This window comes from Undibacterium sp. Ji42W (assembly GCF_049340405.1).
In the GTDB taxonomy this organism is placed as follows: Bacteria; Pseudomonadota; Gammaproteobacteria; order Burkholderiales; family Burkholderiaceae_D; genus Undibacterium.
Genome location: NZ_JBMPOV010000003.1, coordinates 120670 through 134394 on the forward strand (window position 1 = coordinate 120670; position 13725 = coordinate 134394).

Consider the following 13725-nt stretch of genomic DNA (forward strand, 5'->3'; position numbering starts at 1 on the left):
ATATGTTGATATCCCTGCCACCGCAAAACGTGCACCTGACTTACTGCACGAATATCCATGCAGGTGAAAGCTGGGAAGAAATCAGCGCCAGCCTCAATGAAACCATACCCACACTCAGGAAAAAGCTGGAGTTGCTTGATGACCAGTCCTTTGGCATAGGCCTGCGCCTGTCGGCAATTGCCGCTGACAGCCTGGTCCAGCCTGCGGTCTTGCAGCAATTCAAGGCGCAACTACAAAACCTGGGTGCCTATGTATTCACCATCAATGCTTTTCCCTACGGGCCTTTTCACACCGTCAGGGTCAAGGAGCAAGTGTATCTGCCAGACTGGCGCGATACTGAACGTTTGCGCTACACCAGGCAATGCGCCGTGATTTTGAGCCAGCTCCTGCCTGATGATATGGAAGGCAGTATTTCCACCGTCCCTGGTGCCTACAAATCCGAAACACAAACTGCCGATGCACAACAGCAGATTGTTGAGCGGCTCATACAGGCAGTTGCCATGCTGGCCGAGATCGAACAAGAAACAGAAAAATGCATAGCCCTGGCACTGGAACCAGAACCCTGTTGTTTTCTGGAAACCATGAGCGAGACCACGGCTTTTTTTTGCGGTCAGCTATGGGCAAAAGACAGCATCAGCAATCTGGCTGCATTGCTCACCTGCACAGAAGCGCAGGCTGAGCGCTTGATGCGCCGTCATCTGGGTGTGTGCTATGACGTTTGTCATGCTGCAGTCGAATTTGAAGACCCCGTTCATGCCATGCAGACTTTGACCGCGCTCGGCGTACGCATACCCAAGATACAGCTATCTTGCGCCTTGCGCATTCCTGTCATGCATGCAGAGTTGTTGCGTGAATTGCGGCGTTTTGATGATGGTGTTTATCTGCATCAGGTCGTGATCCAGAATGAAGATGAGTTGCAGCGTTATACCGACCTGCCTGCCGCACTGTCAGCTTACCAGGCTGGCCATGCAAACGGTGAATGGCGTGTGCACTGCCATGTGCCTATTTTCTGGGATAGTGAACAACAGCAAGCTTCAACACTGGGATCAACCCGTGCAGAGTTGCTGGCGACTTTGCAGGCTTTGCGCAAGCAAGGTTTTTCAGGGCATCTGGAAGTCGAGACTTATACCTGGGATGTCTTGCCAGCCCATTTGAAGACTGAATCCAAAGCGCATGCCATTGCGCGTGAGCTCAGTTTTATCATGAAAGAACTGCTGACATGAATACTTTAGTCATGAATAACAGCCGCATGAGTATTTATCTGCGACTGGGCCGGGTATCCAACCTGCCTACGGTATGGACCAATGTGCTAGCGGGTGCCATCGTTGCTGGCAGCATGACTGGCCGCCCTTTATCCCTCATGCATACGCTATTGGTGATGCTGGCGATATCGGCTTTTTATTGTGCGGGCATGTATCTGAATGACGCCTTTGACCGTGAAATTGATGCCCGCGAAAGGCCGGGGCGACCGATTCCTTCTGGTCAGATCAGCGCGGGGGCAGTGTTTGCCATAGGCTTTGTCCTTCAGGTGGCGGGCATTGCTATACTCAGCTATTACGGCACCTGGGCTATCGTCTGCGGCTGCGCACTGGCCGCGACCATCCTGCTGTACAACGTCTGGCACAAGGGCAATCCACTGAGCCCGCTGATCATGGGCCTGTGTCGCGCACTCGTTTACTTTGTTGCCGCTGCCAGTGTCATGATGGTTGAATTGAATACTGCTGTTGAGCCACCGCAGACCGGCATTGTGCTGCTCAATACTACAGTGGTGCTGGCAGCACTGGCTATCTGGGCGCATGTAGTCGGTCTGACATATGCTGCAAAACAAGAGAGCCTGAACCGTCTTGGCAGCCTGTGGCCCCTGCTGATATTGGCCTTGCCTGTGCTTTTATATGGCAGCCGCTCTGTCACCAGTTGGGACGATGGTGGACTGGCTTTGCTGATGCTGCTGGCCCTGATCGTTGCAGACGTTATCGCTGTGCGCCTGTTGATTACCCGCCATCTTGCAGGTTCTGTACCCAAGGCCGTGGCGCAATTGATTGCTGCGACCTCCTTGCTCGATGCACTGGTGATCGCCATCGCCGGTGGTGGCCTTGTTGCTGTGGCGTTTTGCCTGGGTGCCTTTGTCCTGACCAGGGTCTTGCAGCGTGTCATTCCCGGAACCTGATCCATCATTTGAAGGCGGGCATCATGAGACATCCATCTTTAGAAGAAATGCAGGCACTGACACCAACTGCTGCAGCATTGTCGCAACTCGATATCTGGATAGCAGCACGCACCACGCCAGAAGCCTTGCTATGGTTCCGCCTGCAATGCCAGCAAATCAGTACTGCGAAACAGGAGCGTGATGTGTATCGTGCGATGGGCATGGCTTCGCGCAAACTAGGCAAACAGGATTTGAATTTGAGTGCAGATGAACTGGCCGAATCGTATGCACTACGCCCTGGTTTTGACCCCTCGGCCTGGAGCATCGATATCGCAGCCAGGGTGGCTTTCCTACTCGCCAGCTATGCCGGTGATGAAACGCAATTCGCCAGTCAGCTTGACAGCATCGCTGACAGTGCCGAGCTCAATGAACTGATCGCCCTGTATTCTGGCTTTCCGCTGTATCCCGCAGCAGTGGCGATAGAACACCGCTCCCGTGAAGCGATACGCTCCAGCATGCGTCCTATTTTTGAAGCGATGGCGCACCGTAACCCTTACCCCATGCAAGCGTTTGATGAAGCCGCCTGGAACCAGATGGTCGTCAAATGTTTTTTTCTCGACAGCCCGCTATGGCCAATACAAGGCCTGGAGCAAAGGAATAATCCTGCCCTGGCCGCTATCCTGATTGACCTCGCCCATGAACGCTGGGCAGCGGGACGTGCCATCAGTCCTGAATTATGGCGTTGCGTAACACCGCAACTCGCATTGGTCGGTGAACCAGAATTATTACGCGCACTTGAACAAGGCAGCATGGCAGAAAAACTGGCAATTGCCAAAAGTCTGCCTGCCCATGAATGCAAGATTCGCACATTGTGCCAGCAACAGAATCTGATCACGGCAGCAAAAGACCAGAGCTGGCAAGAGCTGTTGCAAGACTCATACTGATAGCAATACTCATAAACTGAGGAGAATTAATATGTTTGAAAAAAACACAGAACACCAGCAATGGCTGGAAGACAGCATCGCCAATCTGGATGCTGCCGCAGGCACTATCCATGTACAGCGCGGTGAAGATTTATATCTGAGTGCCGCCTTGCGCATACCTGAACCTGTACTCGCCATCGTCGCCCATGTCAGTCATGGCAAGGGCATGGCAGGTGCGGCACAGTTGAGCAAGGCACCTGTGCAAACCTGTAATCTGCAAGACGATAAGAGCGGTAATATACGTCCAGGTGCCAAGGCGGTTGGTGCGCAGGCGGCAATTGCCATTCCCTTGCTCAGCAAAGCGGGTGATGTCATGGCGGTGGTTGGTTTTGCCTGGCAAAAAGAAGGTGACCCGGCTGAGTGGGTGGCACAGGCACCTTTCCCCACCAAACTGGCTGAGCTGACTGCGCGTTTACAGGCGATCTAGTTTTCTGGCAATATCAGTTTGCGCACATAGCCTTCCAGTGCCTCGGTTTCTCCATCTGCATTGGCGATGGGGCGGCCGGGCAAGCCCATGCCTTCGCTGATGAAGACAGTATTACCCGACACGCATAAATTCGATGGCGTATCCAGATGTCTGGCAAGACAAGTTACCGTGCGCTTGTCCAGATCAAAGCGAAGCAGGCGACCGGAATAACGCTTGAAGCCACCATGCCATGCTGTTTGTGGTACTTCATTTGCAGGCATGGGTTCTAAAAAATCCTCGCATAATTCCAGCACCAGCAATTGCCCTTGTTCAGTGAATGCCATGCCGGTGGCCAGCGTCAGGCCTGCTATGACTGTGCTGACTTCACCCGTAGCAAGATCGAGCCTGACGATCTGGCTGACGCCTTTTTCAAAATTGATGCCCATCTTGCCGGCATCGCCTTGCAACTCGCCAGAGAACAGGGAAATCAACACTGGCTGATCGCCACTCCCCGCTTTTGAATGTTGATCAAGGATAATCGTTACTGGTACGGCGTGTTGACCACACGATAGATCTGCGAGCACACCGACCACTGCTTCCGGCTGGCCATCAATGAATTCTATCACCTGGTTGGTATCTGGCTTGACCGTTAGCCAGCTTCGTCTTTGTGGGTGATAACAAAGCGCATTTAAATTGCCACTGCTATGCATCAGTGGCTGAGGCGGCAAGCTAGTCAAATCAAGAATACGTGAACCGGCAACATAATCAGTCTGGCTCAGCAACCAGCGACCATCGCCATACGCGATATCAGCAAGTCCGAATATTTCATCCCTGCACATGCGTGCCTGCATATTCATGGAGCGAAAACCGTCGGCGAGTACCTCGCACCTTGCATACCCGCCATCAGTATCCTGTTTGAATTGCAGTAGTCGTCCTGAGAAAGGCTGTGCAGTATCACCACTGCCTGCTTCCACCACCAACAGGCTGCCATCTTGTTTGAGTTTGATGCCGCGTGGATTATTCAGCCCGCGCAAGACAATGCTGGATGCGCATCGCTGTTGCATCATGAGTTGCGGCACAAGGATGGGTAGCGGGTTTGCCATGGAATGAGCCTGAAAAATGAACCTGAAATGAGTTCAATGCAGGTCAGTGTTTCACAAAAGATAATTGTGGTCAATATGATATGTGTGCTTACGCCTTTGTATTTTTGTCGCTTTACGATGTTGCACGTCTGAATGCCAGCCGCGTCCATGTCACCCCGCTTTGCTGATTGAGTTTTTGTATTGATGCTGCCTCTACATGCAAAATAGGTTCCAGGTTTTGCAGCGCGGCCAGTTCTATGGTCTCTGCCGCGCTGACATCAAACATCCGTCGCCCGGCAGGGACAGGGCCGTGGCGCAGCGACAAGATCATCGTTGCTGATGCATTCATCAAGTTTGCCAGCCTGGGCATCGCGCGCTGGCGTTGAGCTTCGTCCAAGTGCATCCACACGGCACTCAGCATGATGAGGTCAAAAGTTTCTTTTCTGGAGCTGAGTACAGCCAGATCGGGCAGGCAGTCATCCAGCCAGGTGATCAGAGGCGAGTCATGCAGGGCAATGCTCGGCAAGCGTAATTCACTGACCGGTTCTACGGCAACAACACGATGTCCCATTGCTGCAAAGGCCGCTGCATCACTGCCTATGCCAGAACCAAGATCAAGCACACGGGCAGGTGCTTTCGGCAGCAGGTGCAAAACGGCAGCATGATGTTCTTCGAAGGAAATTTCCTGCCATTGCTGCACCAGGCAATCCGCCATCTCTGCATAGCCTTCGGTACCGCTGACTTTATTCGCATTCATGTTGTGGTTTGGTGTTTGGCAGGGTTGCCAAGTGTAAAGCATCGGTCTTGATGATTTCTTTATCCATTTAATTTAATTAAAAAAAGAATAATGACATTGACTTTTAGATAATTGAAAATATACTAAGTAAGCTTGCCATATTGATAGCAGGCAGGTTTCCAGAATTTCATAGATACCCACCCCAGTTTCATCACCCGTACTCACTTAAAGGAGTAATTTTATGACTACCAGTAAAGAATCTTATGGCGGTTTTATCCCCCTGTATGCGGTCGCAATGAGCGATGCAATTGCCAGTGGCGACGCAGCAAAAATGAGCGCAGCGCGTGATGCCGCTTTTAGCCACCTGGCGGCCGCCGCCGATGTGGCCCGTCTGTTGCCTGAACTGGAAAGCGCGATCAAAAGCAAGGGCGGTATTATCCGTCCCCTGTATGCCGTTACCATACAAGACGCCGTTGCCCGTGGCGACCAGGTTGAAATCGCCCGCATCAAATCCGAACTTTCTTCGTATGGCAATCTGCTCGGTGGTGTCAGCAACTCTGCCGCCGCTTTTCACCCTGTCACGCCTTATGGTGTCGCCATACAGGACGCGCAGGCGCGTGGTGATCAGGCCGAAGTTGATCGCCTGAAAGAACTCGCACAAAGCCTGCTGGCACAACTCAACGCCAGCAAATAAGTACAGCCGCATGATCCCGGATGCCAGCTTGCTGGCATTTGCCACCGGAGCCAAGTATGGAACAAACTCAGGTATCTCAATCTTCTCAAGCGTCCCAACCCGCCAGGGCGCGTACGCTGTCTGATCTCAACGGCCATACGCCTGTGCATGTGGTGTGGGAAATTACCCTCGCCTGCAATCTCAAATGTAGCCACTGCGGTTCTCGCGCTGGCAAGCGCAGGGTGGGGGAACTCTCCACCGAAGAAGCCTTCTCCGTGATTGATCAACTGGCCGCCCTGGGCACGCGTGAAATCACCCTCATAGGTGGCGAAGCCTTCTTGCGCAAAGACTGGCTGCAAATGGTGGGGCGCATCGCTGGTCACGGCATACGGGTGGGCATGCAAACCGGTGCCCGCAACCTTAATACCGCCAGGCTGGAAGCTGGCAAGCAGGCTGGCTTGTTTGGCATAGGCGTATCCATTGATGGCATGAAGGATTATCACGACAGGGTGCGTGGTGTCGTAGGCTCCTGGAATGATGCCCTGCGTGCCATGGAAACCGCCAAATCCCTGGGCCTGGGTGTCAGCTGTAATACCCAGATCGGTGCAGAAACCATAGACCAACTGGAACCGCTGTTCAACCGCATCATCGAAGCAGGTGCCAGCCACTGGCAATTGCAGATCACCGTGGCCATGGGCAATGCGGTAGAAAATGACCACCTGTTACTACAACCACACCGCGTGCTGGAACTCATGCCACTGCTGAACCGGCTTTACCATGAGGGCCAGCAACGCGGCCTGTTGCTGACCTTTGGCAACAACCTCGGTTACTTTGGCCCCTTCGAGCATCACTGGCGTGGCCTCGGCGATGAAACCCTGCACTGGACAGGTTGCGCTGCCGGCCAGAATGTCATCGGTCTTGAGGCGGACGGTACCATCAAGGGTTGCCCATCATTGGCCACGGAAACCTATGGCGGTGGCAATGTCCGTGATACTGCCGTGGCAGAATTGTGGAACACGTCTGAGGCTTTGCACTTTGGCCGCATGCGCAATATCGATTCACTGTGGGGGCATTGTCGCACCTGCTACTACGCCGATGTTTGCCGTGGTGGCTGCACCTGGACTTCAGATTCCCTGTTCGGCAAGCCCGGCAATAATCCCTATTGCCACTACCGCGCACTGAAGCTGGAGAAGCGCGGCATACATGAAAAAATCCGCAAAGTGGCACCAGCGCCTGACAAGCCTTTTGCCATAGGCCGGTTTGAACTGTATGAAGAAGCGATTCCCGGCAGGCAAATCTTGCCTGAGGAATCTGCGCCAGCACCACGCGTGGCTGAACGCACCAGCAGTAATCCCTTGCCTGAACTGGGATTGTGCCGCAGCTGTCATGAATACATCTGGCAGGATGAAACCGAGTGCCCGCATTGCCATGCCGATGTCGCCGTAGCTGCACAAAAATATGCCATTGAAGAAGCCAGACGGCAAGCCGTCATGACAGAACTCAAGAGCGTACTCGATCGCCTGCATGTGCTGACCAGCACAGTCTGACGATCAAAGCCCGGCCTCCAAAATTTTTTTGGGGTTTGCCGGGGGAAATTTTGTATTGATAAATATTTTCCTTAATCCGCCTGGCTTTATAGTGATGCCAGGATTTCTCGAAGGAGTAGATATGGTTTCCCCAACACACGCAGCACCCTTGGCCGCCTTGTATGCCGTTCCCATGCATGAAGCAATCGCCAGTGGCGATGTCAAAAAAATGTCCACCGTCCGCGACCAGGCACTGGACTATCTGGCAGCCGCATCAGAAATAGAACGCCTCTTACCGTCGCTGGAAACAGCCATGAAGGCCAAGGGCTTGCCACCGCAAGCCTTGTATGGTGTGGCGATACAAGATGCAGTGACACGCGGAGATCAGGCTGAAATTTCGCGTTTAAAAGCGCAAGTGGCTTACTATAATCGTTTGTTTTAATGTTTTAGTAGGTTGGGTTAAATTTGTAGGTTGGGCTGCGGTTTACCAGCCCAACACTCGGCGTTTAAATAACGTATACGTATGTTGAGGCCAAGTGTTGGGCTGATGAAGCGTAGCCCAACCTACAAAATTTCAATCAACTCCCCACCTTCTCCAGCGGCGTCACAATCAACACCGAGGGCACAGCCTCAGGGTTATACAGGCGCAAATAAAAATGCCCTATCCCCGCCGTGCCCAGCATCAGGTTAGGTGTCTCACCCGTACCCGCCACGCCGCAAGGCCATGGCATGTCGGACTGGCCGTAATGCTGCCAGCCTTCCTGCCCTATTTTATCTGCGATCTGGGTCAGATCGGGGCGTTTCAGATATTGCCCCGCCATGATCATCAACTCAGCATTGCCGCAGGCACCATGGCATAGCGAAAAATTGCCTACGCCATGCACCCAGGCTGGCATCAGCGAACTGGCGGTGGTTTGCACGGCGGCGTTCAATTCCTGCATGAGCATGGCATCATCCGGCATCAGGGCAACATTGCGCAGGCGTGACAGACCAATGCCGGGTGCGCCATGGCACCAGGCCAAGTTATAGACAGGTGGGGCTTCAGCCTGGCTGGCATCCATGATGCGCAAGTCTGGCCAGTTATTATGCTGGGCGCTGAACAGGCTGCGTTCATAACGCAAGCCCTCATTGGCACCATCCAGATAACGCTTTTCACCTGTGGCACGATACAGTTCCAACAGGGCGGTGACTATGCCAGCCACGCCATGTGAATGTCCTGTCAAATGTTTTTGTCCTGGCACATGCATGGTTTCCCACGACCAGCCTGCATCACTCTTGCTCGCATTTGCCAGCAAATAATCACCATGGGTTTGCGCCAGGTTGATGAAGTCAGTACGCTGGTGTTCCAGCCCCAGTTTCAGCATCGCAGGTATAGCACCGGCACTACCACCGATGACATCGATGAACATGGCATCCGGCACCTGGTCTTTGAGGCTGGCCATTTCGCGCAGACCCCTGGCGATGAGGGCCTCGTTTTGCAGCAAGCTGCCTATGCGCACCAGTACATAGGCAAACCCACTGCTGCCTGCATAAAAGCCGCTGCGGGCTGGCCCTTGCATTCTGTCAGACAACGATAGTGCCTGGTTCAATGCGCCTTCGAGTACCCGTTTCTGTTGCTTGTCGCCGCTGAACTGATGCAGCTCGGCGAGGAACAGGGCGATACCGCTGGTACCACCATACACGTCGCTGGCAAAGGAGCGGTATGCTGGCACCCAGTTTTGATTCACTGCTTCCATGGACCAGCCCAGCCAGTTGCAGCGTGCCCCATCCCAGACCGCATCGCGACATAAATTGCGGCCTATGCGGTCAGCCACGTCGAGATAAACTTCTTTGTAAGGATTCATGACTGCGTTCATAGGTGCAGTTACAGGTACAGTCATGGGTACATTGATAGGTGCATTCATAACAGCAAGCCTCCGCTAAATACGGGTGTTTCAAACAGGTTGACTGAATTTCGGTTCAGGTAGGGAGTGCGCATATCAATGCCATTCGCGACAAAGCGCTTTTGCACGGCATCTGCGCGTGCGTTCACGCTTTGTGAGCCGGCCAGCCAGGCATCCACCATGCCTTCTGCCACCAGCCTGCATCGGTGCATGCCAAAACTCTCACCCGTACCTGGCTCTTCTGCCACACCTATGCCGTTCATCAGGGTTTTACAGAACATTGGTGTGGCAGCGCGCAGCTTGCTACCCAGGCTGGCATGCAAGTCCTGCATCAGCGCGGCCACCATGGCGTAGTGGCGCTTGGCGATGTACAGCACAGCGGCATCAGCGCGGCGATAGGCACTGGCATCGACCAGGGTTTTATAACGGAAGGGCAGGGCATAGCGGTTCAGTTGTGTGGTCAACCCGTAGAGTAATTCTGTCGCCGCATGGGCTGGCACATTGAAATAAAAACGTATCAGTTCATAATCATCAAACTGGTCAGACAAATTGCTGCCAAACGCATAGTAAAACCCCTGTTGCATATCGGCGGTGCCGGGATAGACGCGCAAGTTCACCAGCTCACCGGCTACTGCTGGCATACCCGGCCATTTGTTGGCCGCATATTCGCCCGCCATTGCGGTGCGGCTGCGTTCACCTTTTTGTATCATGACGCGGCCATCGGGGCTTTGCTGGTAAATTTTCCAGCCAGGGTCCCAGCGGTCTGGTGTCTGGTTGGCCTGGCTCAGGTTGGCTACCAGGCTCTGCGATGGCAGCGCAGGTTCGCCCGCAGCATCACGGACATAGTACATGCCATACAGGCTGCTATTAATGGCGGCGATCAGCGCTTGCGCCGGATTGGCCTGGCCACCCTGGCTGCCTTGGTTCCCAGTGATGTTGACTGGTACAGGCGCGTTGCTGCCTAATGCATAGCTATGCTGATGATGGATTTGCAAGGCAGCGTAGATGGCATTTAATTCTTCGTGCATGGATAGATCACTCATGATGACAACTCCCCGCTGAAACCGTACAAGGCAGATGCTGCCTGCTGCGGATTGCGCAAAATATTCTGGCTGACCTGCAATAAGGTCGCCGCATGATTAGTCATGGCTGGCGAGTAATACAGTGATTCAAAGGCAGTCTGCACCATGCGTGCGGCACCGTATTCTATACAGCGTAACAAGTAGGGATAAGTCTGCGATTTATCTATGCCTGCCGTTTTTATGTAACTGCGCCAGAAGGCATGGATGGATGGGTACATGCTCTCCAGCGGATAAATAGCCTTATCGACAAAATTGGCAGGATCGAATTCATGGTAGAGCGGCATGGAATATATCCACGAAGTCAGATAGGCTTGCAGCACTGCCCCTATATCCCAGCTGGCATCACCATAATCGACCAGTTCCCAATCGATGATGCGGAGAGTCAGTTCGCCATTGGGGCCAGGATAGACCACGCAATTATCCCATTTCATGTCACCATGGATAATGCTGTCATAGCGCCAGCCCTGTGCCAGCCGCGCCAGGTTTTGTTGCAGGTCAGGATATTGCCTGATCAGTGCCCCCAATTGCTGTACACCACCACTAAGCGTGGAGCCAGCCTGCACACTGTTCAGATGAAAACTTAAAATCCAGGGCGCCATGCGCGGGAAGTTGCTGAGGTCTTCTGTCTGCAGCGACTTGCCGCGCAGGGTCTGGTGATAGCTTCCCAATGCAGCACCGAGCAACTTGCCAACTTCAGCCGGGAACGTTTTTTTGCGGGCATGAAATTCTGTCAGATTTTCACCGCCGGGTAACAAGCTGATGGTCAGGCAATGACGGCCAGCATCATGATCGACAAAGCCGGGCATCAGTCTTGCCAAAGCTTCGTAGCCATTTTTTTGCGCCATGCGGTAGCAGGCAGCTTCGCGTTGCATGGTCGAGATTGCCATGGGCTCGACTTCCTTGATCTGCTTGACGAACAAGCCTGAGCCATCGCGCCGTATGATCTTGTAATTGCGGTTGCGGCGGCCCGCCTCCACTACCATGAAATCACCATCGACGACCACGCTTGGTGGAACCGTGCCTCGCGCCAGCAGATAGTGGGCCATATTGGATGCGGTCAAAAACATTCCTGATTACTCCTGGTATTGCGGCGAGCCTTACGCTTGCCAGTATGCCGAAACCCCAGGTGCAAAATTTGCATCTGGGGTTTACAAAGAATGAGTCAACCCCCGGCCGGGAATGTATCCCGACCGTTTTTACCAGGGCTGATCAAACTGCCAAGTACTGCTTTGTCCTGCTTTGGTTCACTTGCTCCTTGTTTAGCAAAAGCCAGGCGCAGTGACATTGCCGCAAATTGGCATGTTATGCGTAGGGATCACAGGCCCTACCGTCATAGGCAGGCAAGTGTGACCACAAATTTGCATGTTTTGGGTAGGAATCATTGGGCCAACTGTCATCGGCAGGCAAGTGCAACCCAGCAGATGCGTAGGCGCTACCGTTTGTGTGCAAACCGTGGCAGCTGTGTGGCAAACAGCGGCAGCAACGGTTGGGCAATGTGGTGGTGCCGACAGTGGTGGCTGGCAACCATGCCACGCTGTATGGCCGCAAAATTGCGGTGCGGCTGTGCAATGCTGTACGCCGGTTGGTCCGACTTGTTGTTGCGCTTCCAGTGTGTGTGGAGGGCAAACGAAGCAATGCGTCGCATTCGTTGGATTCATTGCCTGTGCTTGCTGCGGTGCAGCCTGCTGTGCCTCAATGGTGAACGGTGGGCAAATGAAGCAATGGGTATTGGCAGTGGGGTTTGTGGTTGGATGGAAAGGGAAATGCGCCTGTTGTGCCTGTTGTGGCTGGCAACCATGCCATGCAGTATTACCGCAAACCTGAGGGGCAGCGGTGCAATGTTGTACACCGGTTGGGCCGATGGGTGGGCAAGGCTGCCACGCCGTGTTGCCGCAAAATTGTGGTGCGGCTGTGCAATGCTGTACGCCGGTTGGCCCGACATTGGCTTGTGCTGCAAATTGCTGGGCAGGTGCTGCTGCTCCTGCAAAGTTTTGTGCTTGTGCGGCCAGACCGCCCACGCCACCATGTAGTACTGGTGTCTGGTTTTGGAGTACCGGTGTTTGATTGTGGAGTACTGGTGTCTGGGTTTGAAATATGGTTGGATCGAAGGTCGTAGTGATAGGCAAGCGTGTATTAGCTTGGCATTGTGTGCCGCATTGGGGATTATTGTGAGTGACGATCTGGCAGATGACGGGACTGGTGACGTGCTGACAAAGCGGCCCGACCAGAGTGTGTGGCAGGCATTGTGGCGGTTGCGTCACATGGCAGATCACAGGTGAGGTTTGTGGCAGGCATTGTGGTGGTTGTGTCAGGTTGTGGCATGCAGCAGGAATAGTCACGGGCAGGCATTGAGGTGGCAATGTGTTGATGTGACAAAACGGTAATTGCGTAGTCATGGCAAAACTCTCCTAAGAGTAGTACTACATTTCATGAACGAAAAGGGAATACCAGGGAAAAACAAAGCAACAAACTAATGGCAGCATTGCAAGCCTGCGATGAGACAGCGAGGCAGTGCAAGGCGCCATTCTTCACACATTCGCATGAGAAAAAGGTCAGCCAGCGACCCTTCACATCACGAATATTTCAATCCGGTATTTCAATTTGATTTATTCGGCGTAGCCGGGCAGCCTGGCCACGCCGTGTTGCCGCATTGCGCCGGGGCTAGTGTGCAGTTCAATACGCCTGTAGGGCCGCCAGCCACCGCTGCCTGGGCAGCATTGGAGGCAGCAGATACAGCAGATGCAGCCTGGGCACTTTGTATCGGCCCATTGAAGAAGCTGAGTTTGGTATCAGCCACGCTCTTGCCTTTGCGTATGAGTTCGGCATCAGCCTTGATCCACACATAGGCGGTTTCCAGTGGATTATTGCTGCTGGCAGACGGTGCTGCCGTGTGCAAGATTGCCTCGCTGGGGATTTCATAATATTCATTCAGGACTGCATTCAGGTACAGCCTGGTATAGCCTTCCAGTGCAGAATGACCCACAAAGCCGTTGAGCAAGACCACATCAGGAATATTCGCCGGATCAGCAGCCAATACTTCTACAAAATACTTGTCTTTCGCCATCACAATTCTCCATTCGGTTGGCACTGAAACACAATCGGAATAGGGCTTTGCTGATACCCGATTACTGTTCCAGAAAATTTTGGACAACAATATTCAACAAACAGAAGCCAGGCCCCTGCCTTGCAGCTACAACACGCGCCACTG

At 53.5% G+C, this 13725-nt stretch carries 14 protein-coding genes; 7 read left to right on the forward strand and 7 right to left on the reverse strand.

Annotation, left to right across the window (positions count from 1 at the left end; all coding sequences use genetic code 11):
- The first annotated feature begins 2 nt into the window (after positions 1 to 2).
- From eboE to ACO0LG_RS06835, 4 genes are read left to right on the forward strand one after another with little or no spacing between them, the layout of a single operon-like run.
- On the forward strand, positions 3 to 1223 hold the full coding sequence (eboE, locus tag ACO0LG_RS06820; protein ID WP_423024625.1) for a metabolite traffic protein EboE: 1221 nt from the start codon (positions 3 to 5) through the stop codon (positions 1221 to 1223).
- On the forward strand, positions 1220 to 2167 hold the full coding sequence (locus tag ACO0LG_RS06825; protein WP_423024627.1) for a UbiA family prenyltransferase: 948 nt from the start codon (positions 1220 to 1222) through the stop codon (positions 2165 to 2167). The genes eboE and ACO0LG_RS06825 overlap by 4 nt, the downstream gene beginning before the upstream one ends.
- Before the next feature lie 23 nt (positions 2168 to 2190).
- Positions 2191 to 3090, forward strand: a complete 900-nt coding sequence (locus ACO0LG_RS06830) for an EboA domain-containing protein (RefSeq protein ID WP_423024629.1) — start codon at positions 2191 to 2193, stop codon at positions 3088 to 3090.
- Positions 3091 to 3121: 31 nt separating this feature from the next.
- A complete protein-coding gene (locus ACO0LG_RS06835; protein WP_423024631.1) occupies positions 3122 to 3556 on the forward strand; it encodes a GAF domain-containing protein in 435 nt (144 codons plus the stop codon).
- Here the strand turns inward: ACO0LG_RS06835 and ACO0LG_RS06840 are convergent.
- Together ACO0LG_RS06840 and ACO0LG_RS06845 are read right to left on the reverse strand one after the other, a co-directional pair.
- Positions 3553 to 4638 carry a hypothetical protein gene (locus tag ACO0LG_RS06840; RefSeq protein ID WP_423024633.1) on the reverse strand — a complete coding sequence of 362 codons (1086 nt, stop codon included), beginning with the start codon at positions 4636 to 4638 and terminating at the stop codon, positions 3553 to 3555. The genes ACO0LG_RS06835 and ACO0LG_RS06840 overlap by 4 nt on opposite strands.
- A 112-nt stretch (positions 4639 to 4750) precedes the next feature.
- Entirely contained in the window at positions 4751 to 5374 is a 624-nt protein-coding gene (locus tag ACO0LG_RS06845) for a class I SAM-dependent methyltransferase (protein ID WP_423024635.1), read from the reverse strand.
- 220 nt (positions 5375 to 5594) lie between these two features.
- Here ACO0LG_RS06845 and ACO0LG_RS06850 point away from each other — a divergent pair, with 220 nt between their 5' ends.
- From ACO0LG_RS06850 to ACO0LG_RS06860, 3 genes are all read left to right on the forward strand, one after another.
- The gene (locus tag ACO0LG_RS06850) at positions 5595 to 6047 is read left to right on the forward strand and encodes a DUF1843 domain-containing protein (RefSeq protein ID WP_423024637.1); all 453 of its coding nucleotides are present in this window, start codon (positions 5595 to 5597) and stop codon (positions 6045 to 6047) included.
- Positions 6048 to 6103: 56 nt separating this feature from the next.
- Entirely contained in the window at positions 6104 to 7573 is a 1470-nt protein-coding gene (locus ACO0LG_RS06855) for a GDL motif peptide-associated radical SAM/SPASM maturase (protein ID WP_423024639.1), read from the forward strand.
- A 121-nt stretch (positions 7574 to 7694) separates the two neighbouring features.
- The gene (locus ACO0LG_RS06860) at positions 7695 to 7994 is read left to right on the forward strand and encodes a DUF1843 domain-containing protein (RefSeq protein ID WP_162060724.1); all 300 of its coding nucleotides are present in this window, start codon (positions 7695 to 7697) and stop codon (positions 7992 to 7994) included.
- Positions 7995 to 8130: 136 nt separating this feature from the next.
- Here the strand turns inward: ACO0LG_RS06860 and ACO0LG_RS06865 are convergent, their stop codons facing one another.
- From ACO0LG_RS06865 to ACO0LG_RS06885, 5 genes are all read right to left on the reverse strand, one after another.
- Complete coding sequence (locus tag ACO0LG_RS06865) at positions 8131 to 9456, reverse strand: lanthionine synthetase LanC family protein (RefSeq protein ID WP_423024641.1); 1326 nt, start codon at positions 9454 to 9456, stop codon at positions 8131 to 8133.
- Complete coding sequence (locus ACO0LG_RS06870) at positions 9453 to 10478, reverse strand: T3SS effector HopA1 family protein (RefSeq protein WP_423024643.1); 1026 nt, start codon at positions 10476 to 10478, stop codon at positions 9453 to 9455. The genes ACO0LG_RS06865 and ACO0LG_RS06870 overlap by 4 nt, the downstream gene beginning before the upstream one ends.
- Complete coding sequence (locus ACO0LG_RS06875) at positions 10475 to 11578, reverse strand: aminoglycoside phosphotransferase family protein (protein ID WP_423024645.1); 1104 nt, start codon at positions 11576 to 11578, stop codon at positions 10475 to 10477. Before ACO0LG_RS06875 ends, ACO0LG_RS06870 begins: the two co-directional genes overlap by 4 nt.
- 198 nt (positions 11579 to 11776) lie before the next feature.
- A complete protein-coding gene (locus ACO0LG_RS06880; RefSeq protein WP_423024647.1) occupies positions 11777 to 12913 on the reverse strand; it encodes a hypothetical protein in 1137 nt (378 codons plus the stop codon).
- Between the two features lie 200 nt (positions 12914 to 13113).
- Positions 13114 to 13581 (reverse strand): hypothetical protein, encoded by a 468-nt coding sequence (locus ACO0LG_RS06885; RefSeq protein ID WP_423024649.1) that lies wholly within the window; start codon positions 13579 to 13581, stop codon positions 13114 to 13116.
- Positions 13582 to 13725: the final 144 nt, after the last annotated feature.